Annotated in this window: 13 protein-coding genes; 12 read left to right on the top strand and 1 reads right to left on the bottom strand. The window is 54.1% G+C overall.

The genetic code is table 11. The annotated features are described in order from the left end of the window. The first annotated feature begins 439 nt into the window (after positions 1-439). The 10 genes from HLH29_RS13280 (at position 440) to HLH29_RS13235 (ending at position 14112) form a co-directional block, all read left to right on the top strand. Positions 440-2686, top strand: coding sequence for a hypothetical protein (locus tag HLH29_RS13280; RefSeq protein WP_182967588.1), 2247 nt, complete (start codon positions 440-442; stop codon positions 2684-2686). 187 nt (positions 2687-2873) lie between these two features. Further along, positions 2874-3461 (top strand): hypothetical protein, encoded by a 588-nt coding sequence (locus HLH29_RS13275; RefSeq protein WP_182967586.1) that lies wholly within the window; start codon positions 2874-2876, stop codon positions 3459-3461. A gap of 1061 nt (positions 3462-4522) precedes the next feature. Continuing rightward, positions 4523-5077, top strand: coding sequence for a hypothetical protein (locus HLH29_RS13270; protein WP_182967584.1), 555 nt, complete (start codon positions 4523-4525; stop codon positions 5075-5077). A 248-nt stretch (positions 5078-5325) separates the two neighbouring features. Then, the gene (locus HLH29_RS13265; RefSeq protein ID WP_182967582.1) at positions 5326-5616 is read left to right on the top strand and encodes a hypothetical protein; all 291 of its coding nucleotides are present in this window, start codon (positions 5326-5328) and stop codon (positions 5614-5616) included. 182 nt (positions 5617-5798) lie between these two features. Further along, complete coding sequence (locus HLH29_RS13260; protein ID WP_182967580.1) at positions 5799-8831, top strand: DotA/TraY family protein; 3033 nt, start codon at positions 5799-5801, stop codon at positions 8829-8831. 80 nt (positions 8832-8911) lie between these two features. Next, the gene (locus tag HLH29_RS13255) at positions 8912-9100 is read left to right on the top strand and encodes a hypothetical protein (protein WP_182967578.1); all 189 of its coding nucleotides are present in this window, start codon (positions 8912-8914) and stop codon (positions 9098-9100) included. Positions 9101-9485: 385 nt separating this feature from the next. Then, positions 9486-10319 carry a hypothetical protein gene (locus HLH29_RS13250; protein ID WP_182967576.1) on the top strand — a complete coding sequence of 278 codons (834 nt, stop codon included), beginning with the start codon at positions 9486-9488 and terminating at the stop codon, positions 10317-10319. Positions 10320-10809: 490 nt separating this feature from the next. After that, complete coding sequence (locus tag HLH29_RS20055) at positions 10810-11187, top strand: MobC family plasmid mobilization relaxosome protein (RefSeq protein WP_408871973.1); 378 nt, start codon at positions 10810-10812, stop codon at positions 11185-11187. Between the two features lie 174 nt (positions 11188-11361). Next, entirely contained in the window at positions 11362-13593 is a 2232-nt protein-coding gene (locus HLH29_RS13240; RefSeq protein WP_182967572.1) for a relaxase family protein, read from the top strand. Between the two features lie 105 nt (positions 13594-13698). Then, positions 13699-14112, top strand: a complete 414-nt coding sequence (locus tag HLH29_RS13235; RefSeq protein ID WP_182967570.1) for a hypothetical protein — start codon at positions 13699-13701, stop codon at positions 14110-14112. 1 nt (position 14113) lies between these two features. On the opposite strand, the gene HLH29_RS13230 is transcribed toward HLH29_RS13235, so the two are convergent. Further along, a complete protein-coding gene (locus tag HLH29_RS13230) occupies positions 14114-14710 on the bottom strand; it encodes a recombinase family protein (RefSeq protein ID WP_182967568.1) in 597 nt (198 codons plus the stop codon). A 186-nt stretch (positions 14711-14896) separates the two neighbouring features. Here HLH29_RS13230 and HLH29_RS13225 point away from each other — a divergent pair, with 186 nt between their 5' ends. Then, positions 14897-16036 carry a hypothetical protein gene (locus HLH29_RS13225; RefSeq protein ID WP_182967566.1) on the top strand — a complete coding sequence of 380 codons (1140 nt, stop codon included), beginning with the start codon at positions 14897-14899 and terminating at the stop codon, positions 16034-16036. A 105-nt stretch (positions 16037-16141) separates the two neighbouring features. Further along, entirely contained in the window at positions 16142-16795 is a 654-nt protein-coding gene (locus HLH29_RS13220; protein WP_182967564.1) for an AbiU2 domain-containing protein, read from the top strand. Positions 16796-17195: the final 400 nt, after the last annotated feature.

The following is a 17195-nucleotide window of genomic DNA, read 5'->3' as shown; positions in this document are numbered from 1 at the left end:
GAGAACCATTGGGGCTGGCTGGGGTGCCTGGGCTGCTGACAGGGCTGGCAGGGCTGGACGGAATGATATTATCAATCCGCCATCTGTTCGCTGGGTATGCACGGTGAACCCTGGCGGGGCCATGATTGTAAACCTATCAGTCGGCTGGCTCGGGCGGCTCGCGGCTGGATGTGGCTGGGACGACTGACGGTCATCCCATGTCGATGATGGTGAGCCATCGGCAAACCGGCATTTGCGTTGCTCGCTGTCCAGCGTCTCCCGTTCATATTCTGTTAGCGGCGAGGTACGGGGAGGCGGGTCCAGGAACTCGGCGTCATCCTGCCAGTCGTCCTCGGTCCATGTGCCGTCAACAGCGCCGAAATCGTGACCGGGGAACGAGGAACGCCATGCGGCTTCTTCATGTTCAAGCCATAGGGCGAATCTATCGTCTGAAATATCCATGATTCCATCTCCATCTTTTTATGATGGCAGACATTATAGCGTTCCGGACAGCATTTTTCTGAAAAATAGACAAAAAGAAGCCCCAGACGGCTGGTGTGGCGCCTGGGGCTGTGCTATACTTGTTGCTAACTGCCCATATCGCCGGCCAGCGAGGCAGTTATTTGGAGTCAACAACATGAGTATATCACGAGATTCAGCAGACACAAGCAATTCATACAATCCCGCATACAGCTTGATTGTCGATGCCATGATGTCCCGTCTGCGGCAGATTCTCCGCGAGAACTGGCATGCACTGCTGCCAGATTATCAAGATGCTATCTGCGAAAAGGCTATCCGGACGGTTCGGGGTGGCACGGGCAGTCATCCGGATATCATGGGCAGCGATGACGATATCTCGGCAGTTGGAATCGAGATGGTGAACATTATGATATCCTTGCATCATCTCGTGTATCAGGCGGCTAGGGAGGAAAACCCCAACGTAGCGCCGTTTCACAAAGCTGTTACCGTAAAGCTAGCGGACGCGATGGATAGGGCTCGCGGGTCCAAGTGCCGCAAAACCCGACATAACATCCGTCGTGTGCTGGGGATGCCACATGAAGCCGACGAAGCAGAGGCGACGTTGCAATATGAAGCCGAGGCAAGGGACAAGGCGAGGGTGGTTAACCAGGATACAGGTGCCACCGTTTACGATTACAAAAAATGGACGACGAAAAAACGAGATGCCAGGAATTTTGGGCTGGCATCAGCTATCACGGCATCGGCTGTCGAGCATCTGGGATTGATACAGCTTGCGATGACTCTGACTCTGCCTGGAGAGTTCCACGGGGCGGGGTGTCCCGTGGAAACGGCAGACGTAGAGATTCGCAAACGCTTGGAATATATCAAGCAAAATGCCATTCGGGCCGGGATACATCCGGTTGGCTATTATGCCATAGAGCAGCACGAGGATGGCACGCCGCATATACATGCCGCGTTACATTGCCGGGGTGAGGATGAAGGCAGGTTGATTGCGATTGTGAATGAGCAGTTCCCAGAAGAGGAAACAAACAAGGTCGATGATTATGGAAACTCCATTTTCCTGAATCGGGTGGAACGGACCCAGGACCTTGACGCATGGCTGATATACACCTTGGAGGAAACGCCAGGGCTGACGAAAAAGGTTGGCTTCGTTGGGACGGTTCGGGGAATCCGTGGTCGCTGGGATGCCTTGTTTAACAAGGAATATCCGGACGCTGCCGGCGACGATACGGACGTGCCCAGGGAACGTGTCTCTCGTATCTGGAACATGATGCAGGATAGGTCCCGCCGGGCTGAAGTCCTGTTCTGGATGGCAGGATTTTGCCATGCACCATATAGGCATTTCCTCGATGCGCGGATAGCCAGGGAACTGGCCGCATATGCTGCAATCCCCGATGCTGTTGCTGGCGGTTCATCGGAGGATGATGATTCTGATGGAGAGGAAACCATTGAAGGGGATAGCCCTGCGGCGGGTCATCAGCCCCAGGAGATTCAGATAAGCGGCGTAGGAACCATCAAAGTCGCTAATCGTCATGTCCACCGCATTTGTCAGGAAATGCGTCCAGGTGGCGTCCTAGTGGCAAGCGTGGTTGGTCGAGATGATGGGGTGATTATCCTGGAAATTACGAGACATAGTGACGGTGGATATGCCGTTGTGGATGATATGGGAGATGCCATCTTTGCGTGTGCTGGGGGGATGTCATCCTCTATCGTCATTGCTGTTGGTGAGTCAGGAATGGTTGGATTGACCGTTCTGGATGGGGCTGGGTTGTCACTCTCAGGGACAGAATGGGGAGGTATCCAAAACATTGAAATGGGGATGAATGGTGGTCAGGGCAACGACCTTCTGGCAATCCGGGGTGATTTCCAAAGTAATCAGGAAAATAAAGGAAAGAGTGAAAAAGAAGTAAGTTGTGTAGAAGAGGACAGGGATGAACGCGAGGGGGTGCCAGCGCATGTCCACGACCCTGTAATCCCCTTGGAAATCATCTCCGTGGACACCCCGCCAGACTCCATCCAGGAGCCACCACAGCCATCCCAGCCGCCAAGGGACGAAAAGCCGAGATTCAAAGCGCAGGTTCGTCGCCACCGGGTTATCCTGAGTGAGGTTCCATTGAGAATAGTTATCAACAACGAACCGCTGGAATCCCAGGTCCAGCCCCAGGCGGCACCAGTCCAGGTCAGGCGACTGCCGAACAGGAGGAATCGGGTCATCCGGGCCGGATAGTGGCAAGGGACAGTGCTATCATGGGGTTGGCTCTCTCCTGTGCCGTAGCCCCTGGATATCATCATCCAGGGGTTTCCTGATTCTGGCGTATATACTGAATCCTGATTCTCCCTGATTTTCAGGGACTATTCCACGGAATGTCCGGCTGAACGGAATCTCGCTGTCCGCCACGCTACAATGTCTGCCAGTGCTGGTCATTGTGACTGGCAAGGAGCAGGAGATTCCAGAAATGACATCGAAAAAATCAAAGGCGCGGCGAGTTCGGCCATCCGATGCGCCATACAAAGCCAAATACAGGGGGAGAAAGGCCAGGGAGGCGGCACTAGCTCAACGAATCCTTGAGCTACGAGATAGTTACCTGGAACTCGCAAACGATAGAACAGCCGCCGAAGCGATGCCGGACGCCCTGGCATATGGCGTCAAGGCGGCACGCGCTGAATATGTGCGTCGGCTATCCGATGAATGCCTCCGGGAGGGGGCCGTTGGTCTTCTGATTGCGCGTGAAGGCTACGTTTTCGGCGACCTGGATACGTTTGTTCCTACGGGTCGCGAGGTCGTCCGCATGATTTCCGATTGCGTCTGGGTCCTGACGCCGGAGCAGCGCCGGGACTGGGGAGTTAAAGCGGATTCCAATGAATTCCTGTGCGATATCAATGACATCGCGCAATGGACTGCTGATGACGTGCTTGCAAAGGCAAGGTCAGTCGGCATTAGTGTGCTGCCTCCCGGCCATCCCGACCGTGACGACGTGCAGTTGCAGGAGTCCGTGTCATGAGTATCGCCGTATATACAAGGAATCATCGAAAACGGCAGGGTGTGACTCTGCTTGAGGGTCTGTTTGCCCTGGGGGTGACAACGATTCTCGCGGGTGGAACGGCTTACTGGATGGGGGGTTCTCACACTCGATATCGCGATGATGCTACCGTCGCGGAAGTTGGCCAAATCGCATCGGCGATAGCAACGATGACGCGCCAGACTCATATCTATGAGCCAACGACAAGCGACATTGCGGGGGCTAGCGGGCTTCCTGCTCAATATCTCAAAGCTGGTGGCCTTGTCTCGCCATTTGGCGGCGCGGTGACGATTGGCACGACGGCACCAGGGTATGGAATCATCGTGTCAGGGCTTGGCAGGTCGAGTTGTTACGAAATTACGGCCTCGGCGGCGGCTGACAAATCGGTGTTTCAGGCGATTGCAATTAATGGAAGTCTGGCCGGGACGAATGCACTGGAGGCCGCTCGTGAGTCCTGCAAACAGAATGGGAATATTCTGACATTCGTTCTACATCCTGCATCGTTGGCAAATGCAGGCGTCACAGATGATATCCCTCCGCCGGTCGCCAGCACGGACGTTGCGCAGTATGCCGCTGTTACAGCGCCCCCGCCGCCACCGACCGTAAACCCCGGATTGCCAACATCGCCGCCTGCTGATGCGCCGGACATGCCATCTCCATATGTGCCGTTTACGGCATCCCATCCAGCGGTGTCCCCGCCGCCGGTTTCCCTTGAAACGCTCCCGCCCTCTCCGGTACTTGTCGTGCCGGATTTGACACCCAAAGCAACGGTTGTTCCACCTGTTATTACGCCTGTGGCTCCACCTCTTCCTCCCCCGCCCCCGCCACCGCCGCCGCCACCGCCGCCGCCTCCCCCACCGCCGCCGCCACCACCGCCGCCTGTGGTAGTCAGCCCTCCGGTGAGTCCTCCTGTGGTGGTAAGCCCGCCTCCGGTGAGTCCTCCACCGGTTGCCAGCCCGCCACCCCCGCCTCCTGTAGTCAGTCCTCCCCCGCCAGTGGTTAGCCCTCCACCGCCGCCACCGCCTCCGGTTAGCTCAACGCAGGTGGCTTGGACTAGCGCGAACCTGACCTGGACAGCCGAATCCGGAAATACCGTTATTACGTTTGCTGCCCTAGATAGCAGCGGAAACGTCGTCTCAACAACGACGGCAACGTGCTACCTGGTTGTCGGTGGCGGTGGTCGCGGCGGCGGTGCCGAGACGTTTAACCAGTTCCAGCAAGCCCCCTACAGCCCCAATTTTGCTGATGAGGAGCCATATTATTCCGACAACAAAATTTGGAATTTGACAACAGGAATCGGCGGCTACAGCCAGGAAATTGACCGATGTGGGGAAATTACCGCGTTTATCGCGCAACTCGTGAGCACCGGCCAAGCAAGCACGGAATCGGGTCCTGCAAGCTCGCCTGCATCACGGTCCAGCATAAAATTCGCTGGCAGCGCCGTGGTGTCGGCGGCGGACGTTGCTGGAAAATCGGCTAACGTGCCAGTGCTGGCCAATGAGCCGGTTGCGCCTGGTGTCACGTCGATTGCAGATATAATTGATATCTTTTCCAATGGTGCCATGGGTTACGGCGGCAGCACCCTGACGCCAGGGTGATACCCTGGTAAAATTTGATTCCAGATAGCCCCGGCCCTGTGCTGGGGTTTTCCATTTTGTTGTCCTTTAAAAATGAAATCATCTTTCATCCAGAAGTGCATTTCTCAATAAAACACCAGTCCCGAATACATAAAAACACCAGTAAAATCAGACATTATTCGCAAAATGTCCGGATTCCGGAAAAACTGCTGTCCGACAACATATAATGACTGCCAGATGGGGCAATCTCGCTCCCACAGGAGGCAGTCATGACGATTTACACACATCACCTGGACAATGGAAATACCATTGAAATCAACGATTTAGATGGTCGGCGATTCCGTCCGCGCTCTGCGGCGTCGATTACGAGAATGCTGGATTTGAGTATCCGCGATATCGAGCCAGCCGCATACACGGTTGTCCAGGATGGAGGGGTTTACCTGTGTCTTGTTGGGTCGCACGCCTTCCGGAAGATTGGGAGGGATAGTGAGAAAATCATGATTCTTGCTTTCCGTGCCAGGACCTATCTGACCGCTCGGCAGGTGGTCCAGGTCATCTGAATCCATCACAAATTGAAATCATAAGGAATACGAACATGAATACGAACTACACAAAGAATCATGAAAGCGCATTTACAGCCCTGTCCGTTGTCCTGGGCCTGCTCTTTGGGGTGGCACCGATAGCCGCAATGGCATCGGCAATCCTGGGCTGACGGATACAGGCAGGCAGGGGAGAGACGACAATGGCGACAGAAAGGGAAACGCCACCCCTGGTCCTGGGGGGCATGGGGCTGGTTCTGGGATTCTTCGTTGGCAGCATAATGATGCGTGCTGCATGGGTCATCGTCCATGCAATGCCCCTCGTCGCCATCGTGGCGGTAGGGCTGCTAGCATGGCATAAACGTAAGCAAATCAACGCATTTTGGCGGGGTTTCAGGGGTAAGACCCTGATGATGATTCTGGTTCTGGCAGTCGCTGGGGCTGGGGTTCCCGGTGCCAGGGCTGCGGATACAGTGGCGGCCTCCGGGTCATCATCTTGTCAGTCGTCTGGGTCGGCGGTATCGGTGGCGTTCACGCTGCCGTGCCAGGATGATATCTATCGGAATCTCCTGGAGAATCTGTTTCCTGATGTTACCCCGCTGGGAACGCCTAGCATCATCAGCAGCCTGGACCGACCGGGAGGGAACAGCAATGGAACATCGGCGCTCGCTGATGCGTTCCAGGCGTTTCTCAGTGTCCTCATGTCAATCGCGATGGCGGGGCTGGCGTGGCATGTGGTGAGCACGCTGGTATCCGTCGCTCATGAAGGAACGATGCTAAGCCAGCGATGGTCTGTCGTATGGGCTCCCGTGCGTCTGTTCATGGGTGCCGGAGCCCTAGCCCCCTTTATAAAGGGCTACTGCGTTATGCAAGTCGCGGTATTATATCTCGCACTTTGGGGCGGGTCACTGGCTAACGTGATGTGGAGTGCATACCTGCAAGGGCTGACTCAACCGACCATCTCCGGGTCAGCGATTCCAAATTTAAACTCTGTAGTTAAAACAATGGCAGTTGATGAAGCCTGCCGTGCCACGCTGGCGTCTGCTGGCGGGTATAGCGATGTTCCTGGTTCCACGCCTGTTGCCCAGGAAGTCGGTGCTGGTAGCACGATGGCGGATATCAGCCAGGAGGCTGACTATCTATGGAAATGGGCTGGTTTGCATGTGTTATCCAGTGGCTCGGCGGCGACTCAGGCGGCCGGTCAGGTGGTACAAACTGCTGAATATAAATACGATTTCGGCCCTACGTGTGGCAGCGTGACGATTGATATTCCTACTGGTGGTGTCTATTCTGGATATGGCTCTGCGGAGCTAACGGCCCTCGCCAAATACATGCAGACCTTGGCCCCAATGTCCCGGATTGCGGCGCAGTCTGTTAACGTGGATGGCCAGCAGGCAGACCAGATTCCTGGTGAACTGACCGAACTGGAATCCGGGATTCAGTCCGGATATACCGGCATGGTTGCGGATTGGGGTGCGGCGGTCAACACGCTCGCCAGTTCCCTAAATCAAGGTGGAAGCGACACCCTGACGAACTGGAAGGATACGGCTGGACAGTATGGATGGGCCACGGCTGGCGTCTATTATTTGAACGTCGCCAAGATGCAGGGGATGGCAGATTCCGTTATGGCATCTGCCAGAATCACCATCGATGGGGGGAGGATGACGAACCGTGCCGGTGATTTGGCCGGGGAAGTTCGTGCGTTGTCGTCTGGTGCCAGTGGAGTCCTGTTTAGTGAACTGACAGCCCATATTGATGGAGCCTTCGCTCCCGACAGCCAGGAAACCATCAAATCGGTTCAGGACAAGCTTTCGGCGGTCAGTTCGGCAGGCAACATCAATCACGTCACGGTAAACACGAATACGTTTGCGGATGCGTATTCGTCCAACGTTTTCAGTGAGTTCTTGCGATTCTTGGATAATGGAATCGGCTCGGCTATCGGGGGGCTGGTGAACGCCAGCGGAGCGGCTGGAACAGGGGATTCCGGTGAGTCAGAACTTCAGGCGATGACTGAATTTGGACAGAATCTCATCACGTTCGCATGGGGAATCATCGGTGCAATGGTCGTGGTTTGGGTTGGGTCCAAGACCATGCTGGCGACCAAGATGGTCAGGGCGGCAGGGGTCATTGCAGAGGCTGGCGCTGTCGTCGCGGCACCAGAAACTGGCGGTCTGTCGCTCCTTGGTGGCCTGCTCCTTGGCGATATCGCCAGCATGGTCGGCAAGCTGGCTGGCTCGGCGCTGTCGGTGATTTGGGTGATTCTGGGTGCGCTCCTGTTTGTCGGCGTGCTGCACGCATACGTCTTGCCGATGATGCCGTATATACATTTCACCATGTTCACCATGTCGATGCTGATTTTTGTTGTCGAAGCGATGATAGCCGCGCCGCTGTGGGCTTTTGTGCATATCAGGCTGGACGGCCAGGAATTGATAGGCCAGGAGCAACGCACAGGATACCAGCTTGCGTTCAGCTTGTTCTTGCGGGCACCTTTGGGAATGCTGGGGTATTTCCTGAGCTTCGCAGTCTTTGACGCCATGGTGTTTCTGTTGCGGACGACGTTTTACCCTGCGGTGGCATCGGGAACGGCAGAATCTGGCGGAATCATTGGCACAGTCGTCATGGTTTGCATGCTGTCATACCTTCATTGGGTCATCGCCATCCGCTCCTTTTCCCTGATTTCGGAGGTCCCTGACCGGGTAACACGGTGGTTTGGTGGTGCGTCGGTCGGCAGCAGCGAGGTTCAGCATGCCGAAGGGGTGAAGGGGTTTGCTGGTGGGCTGATTGCTCGGGGTATAGGGCAAAAGGTTCAGGGTGCTGGCAGGATATTGACGGCAGGTCGGCAGGACGGTCAGTCGGGGTCTGGTGGGTCAAGGATGCCATCTGGCGGCAGAAGGCCGGATGTATCTGCGCCGGTTGCTGTAAGCCATGGGCTACGTCCTGGGGGTGGTCTGCCTGGGGCCGGTGCGCTGCGGTCGGGTGCTGCTGGGATTGCTATGGATGCCATTGGTGCCATCGGGGGTGATGGCATGGACAAGGAGGCCCTGGGGGCTGGTGTGCAATCGGCGCTGGCTGGCGTTGCGGATGGAATCGAATCCGGGGAAATCGCTGATTCTGACGGGGTAAAAAGGCATCTGTCGTCGGCAGTTGGCGAGTCTGAGGCGTTCAAGGGGATGTCCAGGACGAACAAGAACGCCATGGTCCAGAGGCTGTTGAGTGGGGTCCAGCACCTATCCTGAATGGTTGTCAGGTAACGCGTTATAATAAGCTCTGGTGATGCCATGTGCGGAGTCACTAGATAGACAAACAGGAGGTTCGAATGTCACGCAAGCTCATCAATCCAGGCAAGGGGCCGCTATCTCGCGCCGAAATCCAGAAGCGATATCGGGAGCGCCAGAAGCTGGCCGAATGCACCGGGGAGAACCTGGATTCCATGCTGCGCAGCATTCGCCGGACCCTGGCCAGGGTGGAAGATATCCAACGTCGCATACAGGAAGCGAATCCCTGATATGTGAATGACGCATATATAGGTCATCCATTGGATGGCTCATGGTACTCCGATGCCCCCGAACCCCGCCTAGTGCGGGGTTTTCTATGCGCGAAAATTGGCGGAAAACTGCCAATAAATATTTCTCGCATTTTGCAAGAAAGTATTCGAGACCGCGTATATACAACAGATGGACAGGGTGTCGTGTATATACGACTACAGATGAAAACGGTTATTGACACGTTACAATAAGTGGTCTATGTGTCTGTCACTGACACGAAAAACCCCTGATTTCATTGGTATTTGAGGGCATTTTTCGTTGAAAGGCGAGGTATTCAATACATGCGTTACAATAACTGTCATGAGATTCAGAAATGGTTCTGGTCTCTGCATTTGGAGAAATATCATGAACACCATCGCAATCGCGAAGCCCGAAGTTGTTGAAACACGGGCTACTGAAGAGGCGTTCTCCCTGCCATCCCATGTCCGTGCCTCGGCGCTGACGGTCGATGACACCAGGGGTCACTATGGGGAACTGAACGGCAAGGGCACGTTCGCCATTATGCAGTTCCTGGCACCCTGCCTTCCCGGCGCTTACGCATCATTCGACAGCAAGTCGAAGGGTGGTCGCGGGCAATCCCTGAACCTGGACCTGTATGCCTGGGACCCCGAACAGGCGGTCGGCATTGTCCAGCTACGCCACGCACGGCGTAAGAAATATGACGGATACCTGAACGTCCGCAAAAGCTACGTGCTCTGCGGATTCAATGAAAATGGAACGGCATTCCGCCATCCTGTATGGCCTGCGGTCATCCATGGTGCGGTGCGTCGTGGGTTATCCCCTGCCGGTGTTGTCCAGGCTGTCCAGTGCCGTATGTGGGGTGTAACGCCTCGCCTGCTGGTGGACTCAGTGCGCCAGGGTGACGTTCTGGTGGTCCCTGAACGGTGCAGGAGTCTGGACCGCGAAAAGCTGGATGAAAAATGGTATCTCAAGGAGATTCCAGCCGGTGATTTCGACCTGGGGAGCCATGTCGTGTCATCTGCGGAGCCTATGCTGGGCCTGCGGGAAACTGAGCATGGCGGCGTGATACGTGTTCTGGCGAAGCATCCAGTGGTCAGGCATTCCAAGGGCGAGCATGCGACCACCCGAGCGCCGCGTGCGGAAAACCACGGCTGGTATTCGGTGAGGATGGCCGGTGAGGATGCCGCGTGGTCCTTCGCGTCCAGGGACGGCGACTGACGGTCGGTGTGGGATGACGGTCATCCGTCATCCTGCCTTCTACATCCAGGAACCATTCATCAGGCGTTGATGTCCCATGGCGCGAGCCGCCTAGGAGTCGCAAGTGGCGTGAGCCAGACGATGATTTCATGGAATCGAATATAGCGAGAGATACCCGCGCATTTAGCGGCGAGCCCCCGGCGCTGCCGCTGCCGCAAAGCGTCGTGGGTAGGCGACTGGTCTATGGCGGAGGCCCCTGGGGGCCGAGCAACGGGGGCCAGTCGGTGGACATCCAGGAGGCACGAAATAGATAGCTATCTGAGTCGTCTGGATGGGGTGATTTAGGGATGTCATAACCATATGACACCCTTTTGAGGTTAGCGATACAAGTGCGTTACTCTTTTGCGTTTTTGAGGGGGTCAACGGGGCGCAGCCCCTTGCAAGTAGCCTGGGGAGGTCATGGAGTCGCAGACGAAATGAGCTACGCAGGCGATGACTTGCATGTCTAAAAATGTTGTCTTCCTCTTTATGTATTACAATGCCTTCTGAACCATCAGGAGGGTGCCAAATGAAGAAGGGGGAAAGACGAACTGTTGTCACACATTTGCGATTAAATCCCAGCGAAATGACGCGGATTAAGCAGGCTGCGGGTAGTCGCAAGGTGGCATCATTCCTTCGGCAAGCTGCTCTGGATGTGCGTGCTGGCGGGCCACATCTTCATGATGATTTGGTCGGCATTCGTGCCGAACTCCGGGCTATCGGCAACAATCTGAACCAGATTGCAAAGCGGGTAAACCAAGGTGGCGACGCTGACGGAATCGCCACGGTGACGGCTGATATAGGAAGCATCAGCAAGGTCCTGAATCGGGCTTTGGCACGGGTCGGGTGACTTATGATTATCAAAACGACGACTTGCCGAAGCACCCGTGCCAGTGTCCGCAAGTTGCTCCGTCATCTCCTGGAAAAGGAGGAAGAAAACGATTCCATTGACCTGATGCGGGGGAGTCAGGAGGCATGCTTCGATGCCCTGGCGGATGCTGACAGATACGGACGCAGGGGGTGCTTGCTGCAAGTTATCTTGTCGTCCAAGGAGCCGATTGCAGACGAACAATTTCGGTTGGCAATGGCCGCGCATGCCAGGGAGTTTGGATACAACCCGGATGCCCTGGCGCTGGCAGTCGAGCATGGCAAGGAACGTCATGATGGCGAAGCACATAACTATCACAGGCATTATCTGATTCGTTTAATCGACCCGGATACAGGCCGGCGGATTAATCTTGATAACTCGTATGCACGCAATGAACTTGTTGCCAGGGAGTTTGAGGCAAGGCATGGATTGCGAATCTTAAATGGTCATCACAACGAATACGTTATGGAGCATACGCGGGACGATTCCGTGCGTGAGTCCATGAAGGCATTTATAGAGGCAGAAGATTCAAAACCTCAATCTGCGTTTACGTCAAAACAAAAGGCCAAGGCTGACAGGCTCGGGATTGACTTGGCACAGGTGCGCCAAGATGTGCGCGATATGTGGCGTGACGCCGGGGGTTCCTGGGCTCGGCTGACCGAATCTGTCCATGCTCGCGGATGGCGAATGGAGCAGGGAGATAAGGCTGGCGTCGTGGTTCTGAAAGATTCAGATGACCATTTTCTGGGAAGTGTTGGCAGGCTCCTGGGCCTTCGTAAAAATCAGCTAACCGACGCAATGTCAGGCGTCATCATCGCACCACCAGAGCCAAAAGCATCATCAAGAAATCGCAAGAATGATGATGGCGTCAGCGAAAAGCCTGATTCAGCGGCACCAAAAGAATCGCCATCAAAGGAAACTCCATCTGGCCAGCCTGCCGGTCGTCCTGGTTGCGGTGTCGCTCCGGTGCGGGCCGACTTGGGCCGGGTGCGGGTTTCGGATACGGGGTTTGTCAGGGGGCTGAGTAAAGAGATAGTCCAGGCGAACGAAGTAAAGGAGAAACTGGAAAGGCAGGCGGCGGATGCGGTGAATGCCAGTATTCAGTTGATGCAAAAGATGATGGACGAATCATCTGCTGCGAACCCACACGCTAGAATCCTGTGGATGACTTCGAAATCCGGAGTCAAGAACAGGAGAAATGCCATGAATACTCACAGTTATGACGAATACGAGGGAGTGCGCACGTATCAACGTGATGCTATCCCTGATGCACCGCGTGCGGGATTCTCGTTTGTTCAGGCAGTCAACAACAACGATTGTATATACGAGTTGCCAACAAAACACCTCCCTGCGGACGCCGATGGTGGGGAATACCATATCCGGTTTGACCCGCTGTGCAATGGTCGCGCGTGGAAAGATAACTATGATGGCTCATACGCTGAGGATTTTGGACTCCTGGCGGCTAAGGCTCGCACGGAATTGGCCGGTCTGAATCCACCCACCTCCGAACAACAGGCGATTATGGCTCATAAGGGCGACCGTGCCGCAATGGTAGCCAGGGTGGCCCAGGGTGGTGAAGACCGGTTGCTTGAGATGTTGGAACAGGAAACAGAAATCAAGGAAAAAATCGAAAAACTAAAAGGTTCATGGTGGGGTTTGCGTAAAGCTACCATGTCCGAACAGGAGCAAAAACAGGCGGAGGTCGGCCAAAATATCGCTGCGTTTGCCGTGTGGTTCGTCAAGCATGTGTTCGCCAAGTTCGGCTTGTGCGCGAAGCCCCAGCCCTGGGAACGCCTGGGGCCTTTGGAGCGGCAGAAGCTGGCAGAGGAATACCAGCGGAACCAGTTGGCACAGCTTGTTGTCAGGCAGGCCAGGGCGCAACAGGATTGCACCCGTCCTGTTGCCGAAGCTGTCGTCAGGCGCGCCGAGGCTGCGCACGAGGCATACGAGAGCAGCCCCCAGGTTAAAAAGCTGAGGGAGAATATCATGCTTTATGATTCCCTCGCGAAGCCAGATGCCATTGTTGACATCATGCGCGACCTGCCGGATTCGAAATATCATGGCAAGTTGGCTGATAATCTGAACGCGGCAATCCATGCAGTGCTGGGGGCTGACGACGATTCTCCGTATCGCGATACTGGATTCCTGCGTCAGATTATCAGGGATATCAACGATGACAGGGAACGGCGTGGAAAGGTTGTTGCGGATGCTGAGGCAGCTACAGCGGCAGAGTATCGCCATGGTCAATCCGGGCCATCAATCAACGATGTCATGGATGCACATTACGAGATGCCAGGAGATGTTCCTGATTATCTAGATGGAGATGATGGCAATCCTGGTGGTCGTCCGAAAAAGCCAAAGTCCTCGACATACACACCAAAGTTCTGAGTCTCCATGAATCAGAAATAGTGAAGCCTCACCATTGATTTGGTGGGGTTTTTACTTGTACGATTCCATGAAGTCTGTTACTATATAAATGAAGGGAGAGATGTCATGTCCACGATTGTTAACGGTGTTCGATACGAAACGCGCGGTGATTACGTCGATATGTTCTATGATGCGGAGATGTATCGCGGGGGTTGGCTCGAAGTCAAAACCAAGGTGATTCGTGGGAACGGCGGCGGTGAGAATCAGATTCATCGAGCCTACGTCCTGGAATTTTCCGATGATGGCAGAGTTGTCCGGGTCCATCATGAGTCAGCGGATTTCCGATGCTGGTGGGCCAACGCAGGCCATAATTTCCGCAAGCTGTGGGAAGACCCTGTGTTTCAGGAGCGGTTGAAGTCTGACCCTGGCTCACGCCATCTTGCCGGCGCCATTGGAAAATATCAGGATATGATGGCAAATAGGTTCAAGCGTGAGGCATCCCCAAGGCAGCCGGCCCGTAGGCCAGCCCTGGGAAGGTGAGTCAGGCGGCCATGGCCTGGGCCTGGGTTGCCGCTTTGCTGGCCTGAGCCAGACGTTCGATGGTCCTGATACTGACTCCGTATTCCCGTGCCAGCGCCGGGCCGGTGTCCGTCACGCCGTATCTCCTTGCTATCGCTTCTCTCGCTGCCTTCGATAACTTTGGCCTGCGCCCCATGACCACCCCGGCGGCAATGGCACGCTGTCTGCCGGTCTGCATCCTGTCGTAAATCATGGCTCGCTCAAATTCTGCGAACGCTGCCAGGAGATTTGTGGTCAACGTTCCCATCATGTCATTGCGGATGCTTCCCGTGCCGTCGATGGTTATCGTAACCCCTCGTTCCCTGAGCGTGTTAATCGTTGTGAGGATATCGAGGGTCGAGCGGCCGAGACGGTCCAGCTTGGCGACCACCAGTTCATCGCCATCCATCAGACGGGACATCATGCGTGAGAACTCGGGACGGTCATCGGCGGAGACAGTGCCAGATATCTTTTCCTGGAAGATGTCATCAGGCGACACCCCATGGCGACTCATCACAGCAAGCTGGTCCTTGAAATCCTGACCTGCGGTTGAGACGCGGCAGTATCCTAGTTTTTGCATGGTCTTGGCTCCCTACTTTTGACGGTCATTTCTGTCGGGGCTGGACTTGGCGGAATACCTGGTCATCAGACGTTTGGCAGAAATTTCCATTTCTGGCGGATAGTATAGCGCGAGGTCAGAATAGGAATCTGGACTGACTGCCTGTGAAGAGATACTGTTGACTATTATTAAGAAAGCAGGTCTCGGATGCCGACACTTACCTTGTTCGACCAAATCATGCAGGCAGGCAGGGCTTTTGTGCATAATGGACTCGACATGAGCCCGCACAAATTGACTGCCGAGATACAAGGTCGGATGAGGTCGGCTGCCAGATATACAGTAAGCGCGAATGCTGTGCAGGCAGCAGTAGATATGAGCATGCAGCGCCCTGATATCTTGGCAGGAATGTTAGGGACTGCGCGTGCGCCATCACGCTTGACCTGGATTGAATGGAGTCCCCGCGATGAGGTAATCGCTCATGGCCGGGAGCCATACCATGATACTCCCGATGCTATCGGTTATTTAATTGAGCAAGTGAGCGACACGCAATATATCGCGGGATTCATTGGAATTAATGACGGGGTGATTATCCCATCATTGGTGAGTTACTTGTGGGATAGTGCGGCGCCACTGACGGCACAGTTGCGAGATACCACAAAAATCATTGAGCTAATGCTTCCGGATGTGTTCAAGTGGCCAACGGGTGAGAGCGTAAGTATCGGTGAAGTTATAGCCGGAGAGGCTTATTCACATTGGGTTAATAAAGCCGAGACGGATAAAGAAGGTGAATTTCGTAGGAAGATACGTGATGATTTTATAAGTCATGTTCATATTGTATTCAATCCCATTCTGAGAAATTCCATATGGCGCAATGTTGATGCCAGGAAAAATCTCATGGAGCGGATGATTTCGGCGGAATTAAAAGAAATCGTCGGCTCATGGACATTGCTGATATCAATGTTGGGGCTGCTGCACACAAGAGATAACCACAAAGGCGTTGAAATAAACGATATAAATCGTCGTGGTAAATCTGGAGGGACCAGAAGTGTTCCTTTAATGTCCTATAGAACGATTCATATAAAGAATCGCGAAGAAGTCATCCGGGATTTAATACGTCAGTCAGCGTCACGGATGAATGGGCCTCGTCGTCTTCATAATGTCATGGGGCACTGGCGGCATTATGAGAAGGAGGGGGCAGAAAACTGCCAGCATGCCTATGTAGCGGAGTCTCCCAATCGCGAAGTGTGTGTGTTCTGCGGGTCCTGGCAAACCTGGATTGCGGAACATAAGCGAGGTGACGCGAACTTGGGGCATGTTGTGTCGAACCACGCCATAGACTCATTCTAAGTCATTCATTTGCGAGCCGGTGGCTCTACCTGAAATCTACAGATATTAAGATATATTTTGCGAGATTGATATTCTTACATGCAAGATAGATGAAGGAGTGATGGAATGACCGAAGATATGAACGCAGAGATTGCTCGAATTCAAGGTTACCTTCTGCATTTTAGGGATGAAGTCGGTAAATTAATACATATATGGGAGACATATTCCTATATGTCGGCCCATATGGATGAATTGAACAGCGTATTTTCTGACAGATTATCAAATAATACATTGGATATCATTATGGGCTCTCTAGTCCATCAAACTTGGCTTATTCTAATGCGAATGTGGGATGATAATAATAGCTACAACGAAAATTTACGGATATCTTTTATTTTCAATTCACTTAATAAAAAGAAATTCAGAAATCAATTATCAATTTTCGTGAATATAGAAAAAGGAATAGTGGATGACGGCTTTTTCCGTATAAAGAATATATATTATTACTATATCGAGCAGTCATCGCCGGGATATAGTATTTATTCAAATATAAAAAATATAAGAAATATTCGTTTGGCCCATAGAGATATAAAGAAATCCATAGAGGTTTCTCACTCACCGTCCGAATTGAACAAATTTTATGAGGACACCATAGAAGTGACTGCGGGGATATTTCATGCTTTCGGTTTGGTCTTTTCAGAACGCGAATATAAATTTTGGGGTTCGGAGGGGGCTAAGGCGTTTCTGGATAAAATATTGCGGGAAAATGATAACGTTTAACTCTTGCATCCCATGAAGTGTTGTCCATGATTTCCAGCCGAAGGCCGGAGCGCAGCGAAGCAGACCCCGGCGGCGGAAGCGCCATGTGTCGAGCGCAGGGAGGCGCCGGGGGCTGTGGTAATCGTGGTCAACCGTGGGGGTAGGTCTGCGAGTCCATGATACTGCTCGGCGGTTGCCGAGTTCCGACCAGCCAAGCCGCATGGCGGCCAGCCCAGGCCAGCACGGCCGATTGGATGCGGTTCGGCTGCCATGGTGGCCCGAAATCATCCTGTGTCTCCATTTTGGTGACATAGGGATTGTCAGCCGGTCGTTGTCTGGGTCGGGGTGGTCGCTTTCGGGCTGGCGGTGGCGGGGAGACTACCCCGGCTTTTATGGCAAGCCATGCGTCCAGGTCCGCGAC

It is taken from the genome of Gluconacetobacter tumulicola, from assembly GCF_014174215.1.
Taxonomy (GTDB): Bacteria; Pseudomonadota; Alphaproteobacteria; order Acetobacterales; family Acetobacteraceae; genus Gluconacetobacter; species Gluconacetobacter tumulicola.
The sequence above is the reverse complement of the archived record's forward strand: the minus strand, read 5'-3'. Positions and strand labels throughout refer to the sequence as shown.

Bases quoted from the DNA above. Each gene is read 5' to 3' on its own strand.
- HLH29_RS13280 (WP_182967588.1), top strand. From the start codon at position 440: ATGATTCCATCTCCATCTTTTTATGATGGCAGACATTATAGCGTTCCG.
- HLH29_RS13265 (WP_182967582.1), top strand. From the start codon at position 5,326: ATGACGATTTACACACATCACCTGGACAATGGAAATACCATTGAAATC.
- HLH29_RS13260 (WP_182967580.1), top strand. From the start codon at position 5,799: ATGGCGACAGAAAGGGAAACGCCACCCCTGGTCCTGGGGGGCATGGGG.
- HLH29_RS13255 (WP_182967578.1), top strand. From the start codon at position 8,912: ATGTCACGCAAGCTCATCAATCCAGGCAAGGGGCCGCTATCTCGCGCC.
- HLH29_RS13250 (WP_182967576.1), top strand. From the start codon at position 9,486: ATGAACACCATCGCAATCGCGAAGCCCGAAGTTGTTGAAACACGGGCT.
- HLH29_RS20055 (WP_408871973.1), top strand. From the start codon at position 10,810: ATGTTGTCTTCCTCTTTATGTATTACAATGCCTTCTGAACCATCAGGA.
- HLH29_RS13235 (WP_182967570.1), top strand. From the start codon at position 13,699: ATGTCCACGATTGTTAACGGTGTTCGATACGAAACGCGCGGTGATTAC.
- HLH29_RS13230 (WP_182967568.1), bottom strand. From the start codon at position 14,710: ATGCAAAAACTAGGATACTGCCGCGTCTCAACCGCAGGTCAGGATTTC.
- HLH29_RS13225 (WP_182967566.1), top strand. From the start codon at position 14,897: ATGCCGACACTTACCTTGTTCGACCAAATCATGCAGGCAGGCAGGGCT.
- HLH29_RS13220 (WP_182967564.1), top strand. From the start codon at position 16,142: ATGACCGAAGATATGAACGCAGAGATTGCTCGAATTCAAGGTTACCTT.